The 19,285-nt window shown below is 67.5% G+C and carries 14 protein-coding genes; 7 read left to right on the top strand and 7 right to left on the bottom strand.

The annotated features are described in order from the left end of the window. Positions 1 to 72 precede the first annotated feature (72 nt). Positions 73 to 522, bottom strand: a complete 450-nt coding sequence (locus tag BN1263_RS18750) for a winged helix-turn-helix transcriptional regulator (protein WP_005408672.1) — start codon at positions 520 to 522, stop codon at positions 73 to 75. Between the two features lie 90 nt (positions 523 to 612). Between BN1263_RS18750 and BN1263_RS18755 the strand changes: the two genes are divergently transcribed. Then, on the top strand, positions 613 to 1,815 hold the full coding sequence (locus BN1263_RS18755) for an MFS transporter (protein WP_448226392.1): 1,203 nt from the start codon (positions 613 to 615) through the stop codon (positions 1,813 to 1,815). Between the two features lie 95 nt (positions 1,816 to 1,910). Here BN1263_RS18755 and BN1263_RS18760 read toward each other — a convergent pair whose 3' ends face one another. After that, positions 1,911 to 3,326, bottom strand: a complete 1,416-nt coding sequence (locus BN1263_RS18760; protein WP_058983333.1) for a GGDEF domain-containing protein — start codon at positions 3,324 to 3,326, stop codon at positions 1,911 to 1,913. Positions 3,327 to 3,613: 287 nt separating this feature from the next. On the opposite strand from BN1263_RS18760, the gene BN1263_RS18765 reads away from it, so the two are divergent. Beyond that, complete coding sequence (locus tag BN1263_RS18765) at positions 3,614 to 5,863, top strand: TonB-dependent siderophore receptor (RefSeq protein ID WP_058983336.1); 2,250 nt, start codon at positions 3,614 to 3,616, stop codon at positions 5,861 to 5,863. A gap of 138 nt (positions 5,864 to 6,001) precedes the next feature. Then, positions 6,002 to 6,982 (top strand): cation diffusion facilitator family transporter, encoded by a 981-nt coding sequence (locus BN1263_RS18770; RefSeq protein WP_058983337.1) that lies wholly within the window; start codon positions 6,002 to 6,004, stop codon positions 6,980 to 6,982. 220 nt (positions 6,983 to 7,202) lie between these two features. Here the strand turns inward: BN1263_RS18770 and nfi are convergent, their stop codons facing one another. Beyond that, entirely contained in the window at positions 7,203 to 7,877 is a 675-nt protein-coding gene (gene nfi / locus BN1263_RS18775) for a deoxyribonuclease V (RefSeq protein ID WP_058983340.1), read from the bottom strand. Between the two features lie 93 nt (positions 7,878 to 7,970). Here nfi and gpmA point away from each other — a divergent pair, with 93 nt between their 5' ends. Then, entirely contained in the window at positions 7,971 to 8,720 is a 750-nt protein-coding gene (gene gpmA / locus BN1263_RS18780) for a 2,3-diphosphoglycerate-dependent phosphoglycerate mutase (RefSeq protein WP_019659181.1), read from the top strand. A 210-nt stretch (positions 8,721 to 8,930) separates the two neighbouring features. Beyond that, on the top strand, positions 8,931 to 11,024 hold the full coding sequence (locus tag BN1263_RS18785; RefSeq protein ID WP_058983342.1) for a M13 family metallopeptidase: 2,094 nt from the start codon (positions 8,931 to 8,933) through the stop codon (positions 11,022 to 11,024). Positions 11,025 to 11,221: 197 nt separating this feature from the next. On the opposite strand, the gene BN1263_RS18790 is transcribed toward BN1263_RS18785, so the two are convergent. From BN1263_RS18790 to BN1263_RS18805, 4 genes are all read right to left on the bottom strand, one after another. After that, a complete protein-coding gene (locus BN1263_RS18790; RefSeq protein ID WP_058983344.1) occupies positions 11,222 to 11,839 on the bottom strand; it encodes an HD-GYP domain-containing protein in 618 nt (205 codons plus the stop codon). Positions 11,840 to 11,885: 46 nt separating this feature from the next. Next, complete coding sequence (gene mfd, locus BN1263_RS18795) at positions 11,886 to 15,350, bottom strand: transcription-repair coupling factor (RefSeq protein ID WP_058983346.1); 3,465 nt, start codon at positions 15,348 to 15,350, stop codon at positions 11,886 to 11,888. A gap of 149 nt (positions 15,351 to 15,499) precedes the next feature. Continuing rightward, entirely contained in the window at positions 15,500 to 16,045 is a 546-nt protein-coding gene (locus BN1263_RS18800; RefSeq protein WP_019659177.1) for a GNAT family N-acetyltransferase, read from the bottom strand. 95 nt (positions 16,046 to 16,140) lie between these two features. Continuing rightward, positions 16,141 to 16,998, bottom strand: a complete 858-nt coding sequence (locus BN1263_RS18805; RefSeq protein WP_058983347.1) for a 23S rRNA (adenine(2030)-N(6))-methyltransferase RlmJ — start codon at positions 16,996 to 16,998, stop codon at positions 16,141 to 16,143. A 35-nt stretch (positions 16,999 to 17,033) separates the two neighbouring features. Between BN1263_RS18805 and creB the strand changes: the two genes are divergently transcribed. Both creB and creC read left to right on the top strand, forming a co-directional pair. Next, a complete protein-coding gene (gene creB, locus BN1263_RS18810; protein ID WP_019659175.1) occupies positions 17,034 to 17,759 on the top strand; it encodes a two-component system response regulator CreB in 726 nt (241 codons plus the stop codon). 3 nt (positions 17,760 to 17,762) lie between these two features. Continuing rightward, entirely contained in the window at positions 17,763 to 19,223 is a 1,461-nt protein-coding gene (gene creC, locus BN1263_RS18815) for a two-component system sensor histidine kinase CreC (RefSeq protein WP_058983349.1), read from the top strand. Positions 19,224 to 19,285 lie beyond the last annotated feature (62 nt).

The raw sequence follows: 19,285 nt of genomic DNA on the forward strand, positions 1-19,285 counted from the left end.
GGCGGCGTCCGGCGGCGGAAACCTCCGATGCTAACCGGCGCGGCCGGATCGTGGTGTGCGCGAATGGGCGGATCAGGTGTCGCGCCCGTCGTCCTTGAGCTTGCGCACGCGGGTGGCAGTGGGCTGAAGCGGCTGGCCATCGCGCCCGCGCGGCTGCATGTAGGGCAGCGGCCGCCGCGTCGCCAATTCGATCAGCTGCGAATGGGCTTCGCCTGCACCGAAGCGATGGCGCTCCCCCCACTGGCGCAGTGCGACCAGCAGCGGGAACAGTTCCAGGCCTGCGGCGGTGAGCACGTACTCCTGGTAGGCCGATCCATCGGAGGCTGGCTGCAGCTGCAGGATGCCGGCCTCGACCAGCCGGCGCAGGCGGTCGCTGAGGATGTTGCGCGCCGCGCCGAGGCTGCGCTGGAAATCACCGAAGCGGGTGATGCCGTCGAAGGCGTCGCGGATCACCAGCAATGCCCAGCGGTCACCGAGCAGGTCGGCACTGCGGGCTACAGGGCAGGGGCTGTCGGCGTGCATGCTGGGTATCTCCGAATGTGGTTGCAGTTTAAAACCAATGGCGATAGCCTGCATCAAGTTTCAAATTGCAACTACATCATGAGCGCATCGATGTCCCGCCCATTGCTGACCCTGCTCGCGGTCGCGGCCGGCGCCAGCGTGGCCAACGTCTATTACGCGCAACCGCTGCTGGATCGGCTGGCACAGGCCTTTGCACTGGACCGTGCCGTGGCGGGCGCAGTGTTGGCGGCAACCCAGGCCGGCAGCGTGCTTGCATTGCTCGGGTTGCTGCCGCTGGCCGATCGCGGTGACCGGCGGCGCCTGCTGCGGCTGCAGTTGGCTGCACTGGTGGCGGCCCTGCTGTGGCTGGCAGCGGCACGCACGGCCGGTTGGCTGTTGTCTGGCATGCTGCTGGCAGGCTTGCTGGGCACCGCGCTGACCCAGGGCCTGATTGCCTATACCGCCATGCTGGCACCGCCCGAGCAGCGCGGTCGCGTGGTCGGTGTGGTGCAGGGCGGCGTGTTCATCGGCCTGCTGCTGGCGCGCGTGGTGTCCGGTACGGTGGCGGCGGCCTTTGGCTGGCAGAGGGTCTACCTGCTGTCAGCGGTGGTGATGGCAGCGTTGGCGGCGCTGCTGTGGCGGCGCCTGCCCGCAGCACCGGTGCCGGCGGTCCCTCCACGCTGGCGCGAGCTGCTGGGCTCGATGCTGGGCATGCTGCGCCGCGATCGAACGCTGCGCGAGCGCGGGCCGCTGGCATTGCTGCTGTTTGCCGGCCTCAATGTGTTCTGGGCGGCGGCACCCTTGCCGCTGTCGGCACCGCCACTGCACTGGTCGACCGCAGCCATCGGCGCGCTCGGCCTGGCCGGCGTGGTCGGTGCGCTGATGGCGGCGCGGGTCGGACACTGGATGGACCGTGGTTTCGCGCATCGGGTCAGCCTCGGCGCGCTGTTGTTGATGCTGGTCGCGTGGTGGCCGCTGCTGGGCCTGCCGCGTTCGCTGTCCTTGCTTTTGCTGGGTGTGGTCGTGCTCGACCTCGGCGGCCAGGCACTCCATGTCTCGAACCAGGCATTGTTGCTGCGTGCACCGGCAGAACAGCATGGGCGCCTGGTGGCGTTGTACATGCTGTTCTATGCGGTGGGCAGCGGTGCGGGAGCGGCGGCGGGGCCCTGGATGCAGGTGCGGCATGGCTGGCCCGCAGTGTGCCTGCTGGGGGCGGGCATCGCGTTGCTGACGCTGCTGTGGTGGGCAGCATGGTGGGTGGTGGCGTTCAACGCATCGGCTGGCGCGCGAACCGGTAGAGTCGACTGTCGGTAGAGTCGACTGTCAGTCGACTGCTCTTCGCCCCGCGTGCGAAAAATCCCGCGCTGCGCGCGATAGTCGACCAGCGGTCGACTCTACCTGTCCTGTCGTCATCGCTGCAGTGCACGCCGCCCCGGGGCTTCCTGCAGGTCCGCGCTGGCCACCACCACGCGGTTGCGGCCGCTGCGCTTGGCCTCGTACATCGCCGCGTCGGCACGTGCCATCAACCGTTCGTAGTCCGGGTGGCCATCATGGCCGGCCACGCCGATGCTGGCAGTCAGCGACAGAACCTGGCCGTTGGCCAATGCCACTGGCGACTGCGCGATCTGCCGGCGCAGGCTCTCGGCGATCACCGAGGCCTGTGACTCGCTGGCGGCCACCAGCACCACCACGAATTCTTCGCCGCCATAGCGGAACAGGTAGTCGCTGCCCCGCGTGAGTTGGCCGAGCAGGCCGGCCACGTGCTGCAACGCGCGGTCGCCGGCATCGTGGCCGTGGCCGTCGTTGATCGCCTTGAAGTGATCCAGGTCGAGCAGCAGCAGCGAGAACGGCGTGCCGTTGCGCGTGGCCAGCTCGATTTCCCGGCGCAGCACGGTCGGCAGGAACCGGCGGTTGAGCAGGTTGGTCAGCGCATCGCTGCCGGCATCCAGTTCGCCGATGCGCTCGAACAGCAGGGTCATCAGGGTGCGGATGGCGGCCAGATCCTCGCGGATGACCGGCAGCACCCCCAGCCGCTGCGCCGGGACATCGTTGCTTGCCTGTCGCAGGTTCCCGTCGATGCGGGCCATCAGCTGGCCGACCTGCTGGGTTTCGCTGCTCTCGCCGAAGCTGGGGATGCCCTTGTGGGTGAACCACAGGCCGAATTCCGAGGTCGCCAGGCTGGCGCTTTCGCCGGCCTGCACGTGGCCGGCCAGTGCGTACAGCAGTGCGTTTTCCCAGTCCAGCAGCAGGGCGCGCTGGCGCTCGCGCTCGGTGCTGACGTTCTGCACCAGCGAGAACAACCGGTAGGCCGCATCGGCACGGGTGGATCGTTCGCGCGCATGGGTGTAGGCCAGGGTCATGCCTTCCATGGCGATGTCCATGATCGCGCTGAGGCAGTCGATGGCGGCGAACGCGGTGGCACTGTCGGGTGCGTCGTCGCGCAGGCGCACGAACAGCTCGTGCTTGAGCACACGCGCGCCGCGGGTGACTAGGTCGACCGGAATGCCGACCCGGGCATGCACATCGCCGATCACCCGTTGCGAGGCCACGGCACTGGCGATCCTGTCGCGATCAGTGGTCAGCAGTTGCACCAGCCAGCGCTGCATGGCCGGCTGCAGGCGCTGCTTGACCTGGTCGTGGGACAGGAAGCGGCGTGCACGCCCATCCTGCAGCAGCACTTCGTAAAAGCGCTGTGCCAGCACGGCTGGGGCATCGGTGGCAGCGGCCTTGAGCAGCGCGGTGGCGGCAGGGCCAGCCTGTTGCAGGCAGTGCTGCCAGGCTTCGGCCAGCGGCTGGCTGGCATCGTCCAGTTGCGGTGTTTCCACGTCGATCTCTGACTGCGTACGACAAACCACGGGTATCGGCCGTGGCGGCGTGCGGTTGATGGCGGGTTAGCCGGCCAGTTTACGCGTGGTGCAGCGTTGCACGGTGCGCAAAGCACATCCGTGCCCCTGCGGCAATGAGTGAACGCATTTGAGAATCACTCGCATTGATGGGAGAATGTACGCACGGATCGGGCCGCAGGCGACTGCAGCGACGCTCCGCCTCCCCCCTTGTCGTTGCCTCAAGCCCTTTGCCAGAGGCCCCGTAGCCCTGCCAGAAGGTCCAGATCATGTCTCCTGCCGTTGTCCTCTCGCCGCGCCCGCTGGCGCTTGCCGTTGCCGCCCTGCTGGCGGGCAACGCCCTGGCCGCCCGGGCCGAGACCGACGCCACCGATATCGACACGGTGCACGTCACCGCCTCGCAGATCGCGCGCCAGGCATTGGGTACCTCGACCATCACCGCCGAGGACATCGCCAGGCGCCCACCGGCCAACGACATCGCCGAACTGCTGCGCACCATGCCGGGCGTCAACCTCACCGGCAACAGCGCCTCGGGCCAGTACGGCAACAACCGCCAGATTGACCTGCGTGGCATGGGCCCGGAAAACACCCTTATCCTGGTCGATGGCAAGCGCGTCGGTGCGCGTGATGCCGTGCGCATGGGGCGCAGCGGCGAGCGCAATACCCGCGGCGACACCAACTGGGTGCCGGCGGAAATGATCGAGCGCATCGAAGTGCTGCGCGGCCCGGCGGCGGCACGCTATGGCTCCGGTGCTTCCGGCGGCGTGGTCAACATCATCACCAAGCGCCCGACCGGCGACCTGACCGGTGCGGTCGACCTGTACGGGCTGGTGCCCGAACACAGCGCCGAAGGTGGCAGCGAGCGCGTCGGCCTGCAGCTCAGCGGGCCGATGACCGATACCCTGTCGTTCCGCCTGTACGGCAATCTCAACAGGACCGACGCCGATTCGCTGGACCTCAATCGCCGGTACGCGACGAATCCGAACGCGGTGCCGCCAGCCGGCCGCGAGGGTGTCAAGAACCGCGACGTCAACGCGCTGCTGCGCTGGGACGTGACCGCCAACCAGGTGGTGGAGTTCGAAGCCGGCACCAGCCGCCAGGGCAACATCTACGCCGGCGACCGCGCCGTCAGCACCACCGGTACCTCGACCGGCGTCGATCTGGCGGCACTGGCCGAGGGCGAAGCGGAGACCAACCGCATGTACCGCAACACCGGTGCGGTCACCCACCGCGGCCGTTGGGGTGATGTCACTTCGCGGGTGACGGCCGCAGTCGAGGCGGTCAACAACTCGCGCATCAATGAAGGCCTGGCCGGTGGCCCGGAAGGCAGCTTCAACGGCACCGACTGGTCTACCTCGCGCCTGCGCAACTACCAGCTGGATGGCGAAGTGAGCTTCCCGACCGCGCTGGGCGGCGCAGAGAACATCTGGACGCTCGGCTTTGAATACCTGGACAGCCGCCTGACCGATCCGTATTCGATGAGCCAGTCCAGCAGCAGCGGCGGCGGTATTCCAGGGTTGTCGGCCGACCGTGCGCGGGGCAAGGCCGACGCGCAGACCACGGCGGCGTTCGTGGAAGATAACATCTACCTGGGCGAGCGCTGGATCGTTACCCCGGGCCTGCGCTTCGACCACCACAGCCAGTTCGGCAACAACACCAGCCCCAGCCTCAATGCGCAGTTCCGCATCAACAGCGACTGGGTGGTGAAGGGCGGCATTGCCCGCGCGTTCAAGGCGCCGAACCTGTACCAGTCGAATCCGGACTATCTCTACTACACCCGCGGCAACGGCTGCCCCAATGCGCTGCCGAGCCTGGGCGCTGGTTGCTACATGCGCGGCAACGCGGACCTGAAGGCGGAAACCAGCCTGAACAAGGAACTGGGCATCGAGTGGGCACCGCAGAGCGGCTGGCAGGCGTCGTTGACCTACTTCCACAACGATTACAAGGACAAGATCCAGGCCGGATACACCCAGATCGGGTTGACCGCCGACACCAAGGGCCGCATCTTCCGCTGGGAGAACGCGCCGAAGGCGATCGTGCAGGGGCTGGAAGGCAACCTGGTCATTCCGCTGCTGGGCGAGCAGGGCAACCGCCTGAAGTGGAGCAACAACTTCACCTACATGGTGGAAAACGAGAACAAGACCACGCATCAGCCGCTGTCGGTGATTCCGAAGTACACGATCAACACCATGCTGGACTGGCAGGCCACCGACAGGCTGTCCGTGTTGCTGACCGGCACCTTCTACGGCAGGCAGGAACCGGCCACGACCAACATCAACAACGACCCGCGCTGCACTGGCAGCTGTGATGCATCGATCGCGCTGCAGGATCGTGGCGCGTACAACATCTGGGGCGTGAGCGCGCGCTACAAGGTGACCGAGACGGTCAGCTTCGGTTTCGGAGTGAACAATCTGGCCGACAAGCGCTTGTTCCGCGAGGCCAACAGCAGCGATGCCGGGGCGGCGACCTACAACGAGCCGGGCCGCGCATACTGGGCCAGCCTGCGCTTCGGCTTCTGACCGCAGGCGGTCGTCGGTCTGCAGCCCTCGCCGGGCCATGCCCGGAGGGCTCGTGTGGCCTGCAATGTTATAAACATCGTAATAGTCTCCCCCGCCGGCACCGCGTAGCCTGCACCGCATCGCAAAGGAGCTGTTGCCATGGGCCACGACCACGACCACCTGCCATCCCAGATCCGCCACGAGACACCCCTGTGGTGGGCACTCGGCCTGACCACCACCTTCCTCGTCGTCGAAGTGGTGGGCGCGTTCTGGACCAACAGCCTGGCGCTGCTGTCCGATGCCGCGCACATGGCTACCGACGCATTGGCGCTGATGATCGCGCTGGTGGCGGTGCGGCTGAGCCGGCGCCCGCCCGACGCGCGCCGCACCTACGGCTATGCACGGCTGGAAGCGCTGGGCGCGATGATCAACGGTGCCATGCTGTTCGTGGTGGCCGCCTATATCCTGTGGGAGGCGATCGGCCGCTTCCGCCAGCCGCAGGAGATCGCCTCCTCCGGCATGCTGGTGATTGCTGCGGCGGGCCTGGTCATCAACCTGATCTCGATGCGCCTGCTGCAGGCCGGCAGCGGCGAGAGCCTCAACGTGAAGGGCGCCTACCTGGAAGTGTGGGCCGACATGCTCGGCTCGGTGGCAGTGATTGCTGGCGCATTGTTGATCAAGTGGACCGGATGGAAGCCGATCGACCCGATTCTGGCGGTGCTGCTCGGCCTGTGGGTGCTGCCGCGTACCTACGTGCTGATGCGTGAGGCGATCAACGTGCTGCTGGAAGGCGTGCCCAAGGGCACGGACGTTGCGAAGGTGCGCGACAGCCTGTCCGGCCATGCTGCAGTGCTGGATGTGCATGACCTGCACGTGTGGGCGCTGGCCTCGAGCACGCCGGCGCTGACCGCACACATCGTGATGCGCGACGGCACCGATGCCGATGCGCTGCGCCGCGAGCTGGGCGGGCGGCTGCATGATGACTTCGGTATCGAGCACGTCACACTGCAGATTGAAGCGGACCATTGTGGCGAAGCCTGTGGCGAGCCGACGCCGGCCAAAGGCGGCGGACACGAGGGCCATGAAGGCCACGACCACGGTGAGGATGCGCAGGGCCATCGCGGCCACGTGCATCGTTGAACGGGGTATGCCGTCACGCGGATCGGGTGAATCCGGCCGGGTGAAAACGGTCGGACAAAACCGATTGGACGAATCCGCCTTGGTAGAGCCGACTGTTGGTCGACTGCTCTCTCGAGGCTGCGACAAAGCCCGCGCTGTGCGCGAGAGTCGACCGACAGTCGACTCTGCCCAATCGTCCCAACGCGACCGCGCAGGCTGCATCTGTCCAGAGCAGCGAAGGTCATTCGTCCCGTCGGGACGCCAGCCGATCGGCCAGCCGGGTCGGCTCCGGCAGCCGGTAACCACGCAGCGTGCGCTGCACCCAGGCCAGCGCGGTATCCGCACTGACCCGATGGCCGCCGGCCACGAACAGCGGCTTGCAGCGCAGCTTGCTGCGCAATACCCAGCCCAGTTGTTCAGCGCCATCCAGCAGCGGCGTATGTGCTCCGGCTTCGGCGCCCGGTTCGACGAACCGGCCTACCAGTTTCGACTTGGCCACGCCGATGCTCGGCAGGCCGGTTACCACACCGAGGTGAGCGGCTACGCCCAGCCGGCGCGGATGGCTGATGCCGTGGCCATCGACGAACATCAGGTCCGGCGCGCGCGGCAGCAGCGCCAATGCGGCCAGCAGTGCCGGCAGTTCGCGGAAGCTGAGCAGGCCGGGGATGTAGGGCATCACCGTGGGGATGCGCGCTATCTCCTGCGCCATGGGCTTCAGCGTTTCCGCGTCCAGCAGTACCGCCGCGGCGCGGGTGATGGCGCCGTTGTCTTCGAAGCCGACATCCATCCCGGCCAGCCAGCGCACGTTGCGTGGCAGGCGGTCCTGGCGCTCCACGCGGCCCGCCAGTTGCAGCTGCTGCGCACGGGCGGCAGCGACGCTGCCTTCCCAGCGCCCGGGATCGATCACCGTATTCATGGGTCACAGCATCGCACGGGCGGCGCCACGGCCCGGTGAGCGGCGGCCGGGCTACAATGGCGGCCTGCCTATCCTCGCGTTGGAGACCCTGCAGTGACCCGTAGACTCGTACTGTTGCGCCATGGCCAGAGCCAGTGGAACCTGGACAACCGCTTCACCGGTTGGGTCGATGTTGACCTGACCGAGCAGGGGCGTCGCGAAGCGGCCGCCGCCGGTCGCCTGATGCGCGAGGAAGGCCTGCAGTTCGACGTTGCCCATACCTCCGTACTGAAGCGCGCCATCCACACCCTGCAGGGTGCGCTGGCCGAGCTGGAGCAGGACTGGCTGCCGGTGAACAAGTCCTGGCGCCTCAATGAGCGCCACTACGGCGGCCTGCAGGGCCTGGACAAGGCCGAGACCGCGGCCAAGCACGGCGAGGAGCAGGTCAAGGTGTGGCGTCGTTCGTACGACATCCCGCCGCCGCCGATGGAACTGGAAGATCCGGGCCACCCGATCCATGACCGCCGTTACGCCGGTCTGGACCGCAACGCGCTGCCGGGCACCGAGTCGCTGGCCACCACCCTGGATCGCGTGCTGCCGTACTGGCACGACGCCATCGCCCCGCAGCTGAAGGACGGCAAGACCGTGCTGGTCACCGCCCACGGCAACTCGCTGCGCGCGCTGTACAAGTACCTCAACAATGTCTCGCGCGAGGAAATCCTCGAGCTGAACATCCCGACCGGCATCCCGCTGCTGTTCGAACTGAACGATGACCTGACCGTGCAGTCGTTCCGCTACCTGGGCGACCCGGAAGCGGCGCGCAAGGCCGCCGAAGCCGTGGCCAACCAGGGCAAGGCGAAATAAGTAGCAGAAGGCCGGCGCAAGCCGGCCTTCGCTTTTGTAGAGCCGAGCCCACGCTCGGCTGCTTTGGGCTTTTGCCGCACGAAGCATGAACCCGGAACGGAGAGCAGTCGAGCATGGCTCGACTCTACAGAAGGACGCTCTGTGACCTTTGGCCGGTCCGTATTGCGGGCCGCCCCGGCTACCCTGTGAAATTACCCGCAGGAGAGCCTCATGAACGTCCGCAACCTGGTCCCGCTGGGCCTGACCATCGCCATCGCTGCTTCGCTGGCGGCCTGTGGCAAGAATGACGCCGCACCGGCGGCCAGCGCCGACGCCAAGCCAGCCTTCGATCTGTCGCAGATCAAGACGCCGCTGATCTCGCTCAACAGCGCTGATCTCGATCCGTCCATCTCCGCCTGTACCGACCTCAATGGCTTCGTCAACAGCAAGTGGCTGAAGGCCAACCCGGTGCCGGGCGACCAGACCACCTGGGGCAGCTTCGAGATCCTGCGCGAGCGCTCGCTGGAAGTGCAGCACGCGCTGGTGCAGCAGGCCGCCGCCAGCCAGGCCAAGGCCGGCTCGGTGGAAGCCAAGATCGGTGACATCTGGAAGACCGGCAACGACGAAGCGAAGATCGAAGCCGCCGGCCTGGCGCCGCTGCAGCCGCAGCTGGACAAGATCACCGCGCTTAACGACACCGCCGCCATCACCCGGTACCTGCGCGACAGCCAGGCCGAAGGCAAGGGCGTGTTGTTCTCGCTGTTCGCCAATGCCGACTACAAGGATTCGGCCAACGTCATCGCCTATGTCGGCCAGGGCGGCCTGGGCCTGCCGGAGAAGGGCTACTACTTCGACGATGCGCAGGCCAAGATCCGCGACGCCTACGTGGCCTATATCGCACAGGTGCTGACCCTGTCCGGCGTGGACGCGGCGCAGGCCGCCGAGCAGGCCAAGGCCGTGATGGCCTTCGAAACCCGCCTGGCCAAGGCCTCGATGTCGCGCATCGAAATGCGTGACCCGGCCAAGCGCTACAACCCGCTCAGCGCGGCTGAGGCCGACAGGCTGACCCCGAACTTCAGCTGGACCGCGCTGTTCGACACGCTGAAGGTGCCGGCCGCGCAGAAGTTCTCACTGGCCCAGCCGGGCTTCTTCGGTGAAATGGACAAGATGCTGGCCGACGTGCCGGCCAGCACCTGGCAGGCCTACCTGCGCTTCCACACCATCGACGATGCCGCGCCGTACCTGAGCAGCCAGTTCGAGAAGGCCAACTTCGATTTCTACGGCACCACCCTGCGTGGCCAGAAGGAAATGCAGCCGCGCTGGAAGCGCGTGCTGGAGTCGGTCAACGGTGGCATGGGCGAAGCCCTGGGCCAGCTGTACGTCGACGCCGTGTTCCCGGCCGAGTCGAAGGTGGCCATGCAGCACCTGGTGGAGAACCTGTCGCAGGCGCTGAAAGCGCGGCTGGAGCAGCTGCCGTGGATGGGCGAAGAAACCAGGAAGAAGGCGCTGGAAAAGTGGGCCAGCTTCACCCCGAAGATCGGTTACCCGGACAAGTGGCGTGACTGGGCGGGCCTGCAGACCAACGGCGACAGCTACCTGGGCAACATGCAGGCGGCGCGTGCGTTCAACTACCGCTACATGCTGGACAAGATCGGCAAGCCGGTGGACAAGACCGAATGGGGCATGACCCCGCAGACCGTCAACGCGTACTACAACGCCACCAAGAACGAGATCGTGTTCCCGGCAGCGATCCTGCAGGCGCCGTTCTTCGACGCCAAGGCCGATCCGGCGCTGAACTACGGCGGCATCGGTGCGGTCATCGGCCACGAAATGATGCACGGCTACGACGACTCGGGCAGCCAGTTCGCCGCCAACGGCAATTTCGACAACTGGTGGACCGACGCCGACCGCAAGGCCTTCACCGAACGTACCGACCAGCTGGTCGCACAGTTTGATGGCTATGAGTCGGTGCCGGGCGTGTTCGTGAAGGGCAAGCTGACCCTGGGCGAGAACATCGGCGACCTGGGCGGCCTGACCGTGGCCTATGACGCGCTGCAGATGGCGCTGAAGGAAGACCCGAAGGCGAATGTCGAGGTCGATGGCCACAGCCAGGACCAGCGTTTCTTCATGAACTGGGCCACGGTGTGGCGCCGCAATTTCACCGATGGTGAGCTGCGCGTCCGCCTGAACACCGACCCGCATGCGCCGGCCAACTTCCGTGCCAACGGTGCGCCGTCGAACATGCCCTCGTTCGCGGCCGCCTTCCAGTGCAAGGCCGGCGATGCAATGGTGCGTGCCGACGACAAGCGCGTGGTGATCTGGTAATCGATCACCCGTGAATGCGTGCGAAAGGCCCGGCGAATGCCGGGCCTTTTGTCTTTCAGGCCGATAGCGAGGAGCGCGCCGGTAGAGTCGACTGTTAGTCGACTATCGCGCGCAGCGCGGGATTTTCTCGAGCTGAACGAAGAGCAGTCGACTAACAGTCGACTCTACCGGCGGGTCGTTTCACCGTCGGGAAGATCTCAGGCCAGCGCAGGTTCCCGCGCCAGCATGCGATGGAAGCGCTGCAGCACGTAGGGGTCCACCAGCCCGCCGGACTGCGCTTCGATGATCCGCAAGGCGGTTTCGTGCTCCATTGCGTCGCGATACGGGCGTACGCTGGTCATCGCATCGTAGGCATCGACGATGGTGACGATGCGCGCGCCCAGGGGAATGGTTTCACCGCGTAGCCCGTCGGGATAGCCGCTCCCATCGAACGCCTCGTGATGGGCACGGATCAGCTGCGCGACCGGCGCGGCGTCACTGCGACCGGTCGCCAGGAAGATGTGTTCGCCGCGCACCGGATGCTCACGCATGATCGCGCGTTCCTCGTCGGTATGGCGGCGCGGGGCCAGCAGCACCTCGTCGGGAATGCCGATCTTGCCGATGTCATGGAAGCGCGCGGCCAGGCCGACCTGTGCACAGGCCTCCTGACCCAGGTCGCAGTGCGCGGCCAGGCACTGCGCGAGCAGGCCGACGCGGTCGCAGTGGTGGCGGGTGTAGGCGTCGCGCATCTGCAGCGACATCGAGAGCGCATCGATCAGGCAGGACTGCGCGTGCAGCAGGTCGGGGGCGGGTACGGCGTCAGGGAGCATGGTCATCCGCCCGCACCGGGTGGGGACCGGTGCGGGGTGTTCGGGGGGGCGATCAACCCGGGGCGAGGGTGGTCAGAAGGGCGCGGGCCGCATTGAAGCGGTCTTCCGGCAACGGCAGCGGGTGCTTGATGCGCAGCTTGTCGGGCCCTTCCATGGCGTAGAGGTTCGGTTGTTTCTGGATCAGCTGGATCACCGCCATCGGGTCGATGTTCGGCTTGGACTCGAACACGATGCGGCCACCGTTCTCGCCCAGGTCCAGCTTGCGGATGCCCAGCGTGTTGGCCTTAAGCTTCAGCTCGGCGATGGCGAACAGGTGCTTGGCCGCATCCGGCAGCAGGCCGAAGCGGTCGATCATCTCCACCTGCAGCTCGCGCAGCGCATCGGTGTCGCGCGCGCTGGAAATACGCTTGTACAGGGTCAGGCGCGTGTGCACGTCCGGCAGGTAGTCTTCCGGGATCAGCGCCGGCACATGCAGCTCGACCTCGGCCCCGCGCACTTCCTCACCGGCGTCCAAGTCGGGCAGCTTGCCCTGCTTGATGCTGCGTACCGCGCGTTCCAGCAGCTCGGTATAGAGGCTGAAGCCGACCTCGGCCATCTGCCCGCTCTGGTCCTCGCCAAGCAGTTCACCGGCGCCGCGGATTTCCAGATCGTGCGTGGCCAGGGTGAAGCCGGCGCCCAGCTCGTCCATCGAGGCGATCGCTTCCAGGCGCTTCTCGGCGTCGGGGGTGATCGCGCGACGGTCGGGGGTGATCAGGTAGGCGTAGGCACGGTGGTGCGAACGACCGACGCGGCCGCGCAGCTGGTGCAGCTGGGCCAGGCCGAAACGGTCGGCACGGTTGATGATGATGGTGTTGGCGTTGGGGATGTCGATGCCCGATTCGATGATCGTGGTCGACAGCAGCACGTTGAAACGTTGCTTCTGGAAATCCAGCATCACCTTTTCCAGTTCGCGCTCGGGCATCTGCCCGTGGGCGATGCCGATGCGTGCCTCCGGCACCAGCTCGGACAGCTCGCGCTGCATGCGGCCGATGCTCTCCACGTCGTTGTGCAGGAAGTACAGCTGGCCACCGCGCGCGAGCTCGCGCTGGAAGGCTTCGCGCAGCAGCGCGTTGTCCCACTGGGTGATGAAGGTCTGCACCGCCAGCCGGTTCGGCGGCGGCGTGGCGATGATCGAGAGGTCGCGCAGGCCGGCCATGGCCATGTTGAGCGTGCGCGGGATCGGCGTGGCGGTCAGCGTCAGCAGGTGCACGTTGGCGCGCAGCGCCTTCAGCGCCTCCTTCTGGCGCACGCCGAATCGTTGCTCCTCGTCGACGATGACCATGCCCAGGTCCTTGAACTTCACGTCCGGCTGCAGCAGGCGATGGGTGCCGACGATGACGTCGATGGTGCCGGCAGCGACCTTTTCCAGTTCGGCCTTGATTTCCTTGCTGGTCTTGAAGCGCGACAGTACCTCGACCTTCAGCGGGTAATCGGCGAAGCGGTCGCGGAAGTTGCGGTAGTGCTGTTCGGCCAGCAGCGTGGTCGGCACCAGCACGGCCACCTGCTTGCCGGCACTGGCGGCGGCGAACGCGGCGCGCACCGCGACCTCGGTCTTGCCGAAGCCGACGTCGCCGCAGACCACACGGTCCATCGGCTGGCTGCTGGCGAGGTCGCGCAGGGTCGCATCGATCGCGGCCAGCTGGTCCGGGGTCTCCTCGAACGGGAAACCGGCCGCAAACGGCTCGTACATCGCGCGGTCGACCTGCAGTGCCAGGCCGGCACGCGCCTGGCGGCGGGCCTGGATCTCCAGCAGCTCGGCAGCAACGTCGCGTACCTTCTCGGCGGCCTTGCGCTTGGCCTTGCTCCACTGCTCGCCACCGAGCGAATGCAGCGGCGCGGTTTCCGCCGACGCACCGGAATAGCGGCTGATCAGGTGCAGCTGGGCGACCGGCACATACAGGCGGTCGCCTTTGGCATATTCGATTTCGAGGAACTCGCCGGGCATGCCGCCGACGTCCATCGCGATCAGGCCACGATAGCGGCCGACGCCATGATCCTCGTGCACGATCGGCGCGCCCTCGGTCAGTTCACCGAGGTCGCGGATGATCGCTTCCGGCTCGCGGCCGGCACGGCGCGTGCGCCGGGTGCTGCCGGCGCGCTCGGGGAACAGCTGGCGCTCGGTCAGCACCGCTATGCGCGGATCGTCCAGCGCGAAGCCATCCTCCAGCGGTGCCACCGCGATCGCGAAGCGCGCGTCGTCGGCGAGGAAGCTGGGCAGGTCGGCCACCACCGGCGGCTTCAGCTCGGCGGCCTGCAGCACTTCCAGCAGCGCCTCGCGGCGGCCGGGTGAATCGGCGGCGATCAGTACCCGGCCCGGATAATGGCCGAGGAAGGATTTCAGCGCATCGCCGGCGGGGGCTTCGCGCGCGGCCACCGGCAGCGGTGGCAGCGGCTGGTCGCCCAGCGCGTGCGCGTCGGCGATGCGCGCATGGTCAGCCGCCCACACCTCGATGCGCGGGGCATCGTTCAGGCGCTCGCGCAGCAGCTCCGGCGACAGGTACAACGCCGAAGGCGGCAGCAGCGGGCGCTCCACATCATGGCGGCGCTGCTCATAACGCTCGCCGGTCTGCGCCCAGAACGCCTCGGCGGCTTCGCCGGCACCGGCGCAGACCACCGGCAGGCTGCCGTCGGGCAGGTAGTCGAACAGGGTCGCGGTGCGTTCGAAGAACAGCGGCAGGTAGTACTCGACGCCGGCCGGGGCCAGCCCGGACTTCAGATCCTGGTACAGCGAACTGCGCCGGGTATCCACATCGAAACGCTCGCGCAGCGTGGCCAGCACGCGTGCGATGCTGGCCTCGTCCATCGGCACTTCGCGGCCGGGCAGCATGTGCACCGCCTCGACCTTGTCCAGCGAACGCTGGCTTTCCGGATCAAAGGCACGGATCGAGTCGATGTCCTCGTCCAGTAGTTCTACCCGCAGCGGCTCGTCGGCGCCCATCGGGAACACGTCCAGCAGGCCGCCGCGCACCGCGAAGTCGCCCGGGTCCATCACCTGCGGCACGTTGCGGTAGCCGGCGCTTTCCAGGCGGCGCTTCTCGGCCTCCAGATCCAGGCGCTGGCCGACCTTCAGGTCGAAGCTGCCACCGATCACATAGCTGCGCGGGGCCAGCTGCTGCAGCAGGGTCTGCACAGGCACGATCACCAGGCCACGCTTCAGCGTGGGCAGGCGGTGCAGGGCAGCCAAGCGCTGCGAGATGATGTCCGGATGCGGGCTGAAGCGGTCGTAGGGCAGGGTTTCCCAGTCAGGGAAGGCGACCACCGGCAGGGCCGGGTCGCCGCCAAGCAGGGTCTGCAGGTCGGCTTCAAGCTGGTTGGCACCGTGGTTGTCACGGGCGATCACCAGCAGCGGGGCGTTGTGCGCGCGCGCGGCCTGGGCCAGGTACCAGGCCAGGGCGGTCGGCGAGGCGGGGGCGCGCCACCAGGCGCGGAGCTGGCCGGCGCGCGGCAGCGGCGGGGCGGGGTATGAGGTACGCGACATGGACTCCGGATTTTAGCAGAAGCCCGATCGAAGCCCGGTGGGTCGTGCCGGCCGTTGGCCGGCAGCCTCATGTACCGTTGGGGTTTCGGAGTGCCGGCCAGCGGCCGGCACTACCGGGAGGCGTGGCCGGGCAGGGCCCGACGCATCCGTCAGTTGTCCAGCTCCAGCACCATCCGCACCAGGCCTTCGGCACCGTTCGGATGCGGCACCGGCTTGAAGCCCAGCGAGGCGGCCAGCTGCTTCATTGGCTCGTTCTCGGCGGCAACGTCGCCGTACAGGCGGTCCAGGTACTTGCCGCGGCCCCACTTCACCAGCTTGCGCATCAGCTGCCGGCCCAGGCCCTGGCCGATCAGGAAGCGGCTGATCAGGATCGCGTACTCGGCTTCACGGGTGCCGGGGATGATCGAGGCCCGGGCAACCGCGCCGACCACCGCTTCGCCAGCGGGCAGGGACTCGGCTGCGACCAGGGTGATCTCGGTCTTGGGATTCGGGTGGGTCAGGCGCTGGGTGGTTTCCGGCGACAGTTCGGTCACCGCCTGCAGGAAACGATCACGGATTTCTTCCGGCCCGAACAGGCTGAATGCCGCTTGCAGCGGTGCGCCATCTTCCGGGCGGATGGGGCGGATCAGCAGCTCGTGGCCGCTGGGAGCCTTGAAGATCTCATGCCAGGGCGGCATGCGGTTGCGAGTGGCCATACCGGGTGATTCCTTGGTGGTCCATCGATTGTGGCATCACCGGGGCTGCATTCCGTGAACGGAAGGCTCACGGCGGTACAGCCTCGTGAAGGCCGTTATTCGGGGGCTTTGAGCCAATCCAGGCGGGTGCTGGCACCGGGTTCGCCCAGGTGCTGGCGCAGCGCCGGCAGGGCCGGGCCGACCACCCGGTCGAACTGCCAGGGCGGGTTGAGCAGCAGCATGCCGCTGCCGTTGAGCCGCAGCGGCGAGTCGTCAGGGCGCACCAGGAACTCGATCGTCATCGCCGACTTGACCGGCAGGGCAGTGGCCTTGCGCAGGAAGTGCAGGATGGTGCGCCGCTGCTTGATCGGGAACCAGACCGCACAGGTGGCCTGGGGCCAGCGTGCCAGGGTCTCGGCCAGGGCGGCCAGGACGTTCTGGTATTCCGCGTCCTGGGCCTCGTACGGCGGGTCGATCAGGACCAGGCCACGGCCGATCTTGCTGCCGTTGAACTTCGGCGGCAGCAGCGAGCGCAGCAGGGCATAGCCATCGCCGGCGCGCACGTCGACGCGGCTGTCATGGGCGAACAGGGCCTTCAGCGTGGCCGTTTCGGCCTCCTGCAGTTCACAGACCGCCATGCGGTCCTGCGCGCGCATGGCCTGTGCGCTCAACAGCGGCGAGCCCGGGTAGTTGGTCAGCGCGCCCACCGGATTGTCGGCCTGCACCGCCTTCAGGTAGCGCTCGGCCACCTCGGGCAGCTTGGGCTGGGCCATCAGCCGCATGATTCCGGACTCGGCCTCCAGCGTCTTGCGGCTCTCTTCGCTGGCCAGCAGGTAGCGGCCGGCACCGCCGTGGGTATCGAGCACGAAGAACGGGCTGTCCTTGCGCTTGAAGCTGTCGATCAGGGCCAGCTGCACGATGTGCTTGAGCACATCGGCGTGGTTGCCGGCATGGAAGGCGTGGCGGTAGTTCATGGGCGGCAGTGTACGGGGCGGCGGCCGCAGCGGCTATGCTGCGCGCCATGACAGCTCCCGTTGCCCATGTCCTGGTGGTCGAGGACGAAGCCGCCATCGCCGAAACCGTGCTCTATGCGCTGCGCAGCGAAGGCTATGCCGCCAGCCACTGCCTGCTCGGCGGCGAGGCCCTGCAACGGCTGCAGGCCGGCGATATCGACGTGGTGGTGCTGGACGTGGGCCTGCCCGACCTGGGCGGTTTCGAAGTGTGCCGGCGGCTGCGCGCGCAGCCCGGGCCGGCGGCCCAGCTGCCGGTGATCTTCCTGACCGCCCGCAACGATGAAGTGGACCGCGTGCTGGGCCTGGAACTGGGCGCCGACGATTACATGACCAAGCCGTTCTCGCCGCGAGAACTGGTGGCGCGGGTGCGTGCGCGCCTGCGCCGCGCGGCACCGGTCAACGCAGGACCCAGCGCCGATGCGGGCTGGCAGGAACATGGCGCCTTTGCCATCGACCGCGAAGGTCGGCGTATCCGCTTCCGCGGCCAGGCACTGGACCTGACCCGCTACGAGTACGCGCTGCTGGAAGCGCTGCTGCAGCGGCCGGGCGCCATCCTCAGCCGTGCCCAGCTGATGGACCGTGGCTGGGACAGCAGTGCCGACAGCGCCGACCGCACCGTTGATACGCATGTAAAGACGCTGCGCGCCAAGCTGCGCGCGGCGGGTGCCAGCGAAGACCCCATCCGCACCCACCGTGGCCTTGGCTACGCGCTGGAGGTCTAGCCGATGCGCCTGGTATTGAAGCTGTTCCTCGGCTTCTTCCTGATCACCGGCATCGCCGCGTTCTTCGTGATGCGCGTGTTCGTCAACGAAGTGAAGCCCGGCGTGCGCCAGGCGATGGAATCGACCCTGGTCGATGCGGCCAACGTGCTGGCCGAGATGGCCGCCGCCGACGTCAAGGCCGGCACCATCGGCAGCGGCAGCTTCACCCGCAACCTCGCCAAGGCGCGGCAGCGTGACCTGAAAGCGATGGTCTGGCGCTTTCCCAAGCGCTCACTGGACTACCGGGTGACCATCACCGATGCCAAGGGCATCGTCATCTACGACTCGCTGGGCCGCGACCTGGGGCGCGACAACTCGCGCTGGAATGATGTCTATCGCACCCTGCGTGGCGAGTACGGTGCCCGCTCCAGCCCGGAAACGCCGGGCGAGGAAGGCAATACGGTGATGCATGTGGCGGCGCCGGTATACGACCCGGACGATGGGCGCACGCTGATCGGCGTGCTCAGCCTGGCCCAGCCCAACCGCAGCATCGATCCGTTCATCGCTGCAAGCCAACGCGCCATCATCGAGCGCGGCGCCTGGCTGATCGGATTGTCGGCGCTGGTCGGCGTGCTGGTGACGATGTGGCTCACCACGGGCCTTGGCCAGCTCAGCCGCTACGCGCGTGCGGTCAGCGCCGGCGAACCGGTGCCACCCCCGCGGCGGCGCCGCGACGAGATCGGCGACCTGGGCCAGGCATTGGAAACGATGCGCCGCAAGCTGGAGGGCAAGGCCTACGTCGAGCAGTACGTGCAGTCGCTGACGCATGAAATGAAGAGTCCGCTGGCGGCGATCCGCGGTGCCGCCGAGCTGCTGCAGGAGCCGCTGCCGGAGGCCGACCGCGTGCATTTTGCACGCAGCATCGTCGATCAGCAGGAACGGCTGACCGAGACCATCGACAAGCTGCTGGCGCTGGCCGAAGTGGAACAGCACGGCTGGCTGCAGACCCGCGATCCGATCGCGCTGCCAACCCTGCTGGCCGATGCGGCGGCGGCCGCGCAGGTGCGTGCGCAGGCGGCCGGCGTGCAGGTGCGCATCGGCAGCGTACCCGACATGCGCGTGCAGGGTGATGCCTATCTGCTGCGGCAGGCGTTGCACAACCTGATCGACAACGCCATTGCCTTCTCACCGCCCGGCGCGGACATCGCGCTGCAGGCCGAGGTGGACGGGCAGGGCGTACGCCTGCAGGTAGCGGATCGCGGTGCCGGCATTCCCGACTACGCGCGCGAACGGGTGTTCGAACGCTTCTATTCGCTGGCCCGCCCCGGCAGCGGCCGGCGCAGTTCCGGCCTGGGCCTGCCGTTCGTGCAGGAGGTCGCGCGCCTGCACGATGGTCGCGCCAGCCTCGACGCGCGCGACGGCGGTGGCACCGTCGCCAGCCTGTGGCTGCCGTTGTCAGTGCCGGGCCAGCGCCCCCGCCGCTGACTTCACATTCGCTTCAAATTCGCCACAAACCCCGCTCACCGTGGCGGTCCATCCTGCAGTCC

This window comes from Stenotrophomonas thermophila, from assembly GCF_001499715.1.
GTDB classification, from domain to species: domain Bacteria; phylum Pseudomonadota; class Gammaproteobacteria; order Xanthomonadales; family Xanthomonadaceae; genus Stenotrophomonas; species Stenotrophomonas hibiscicola.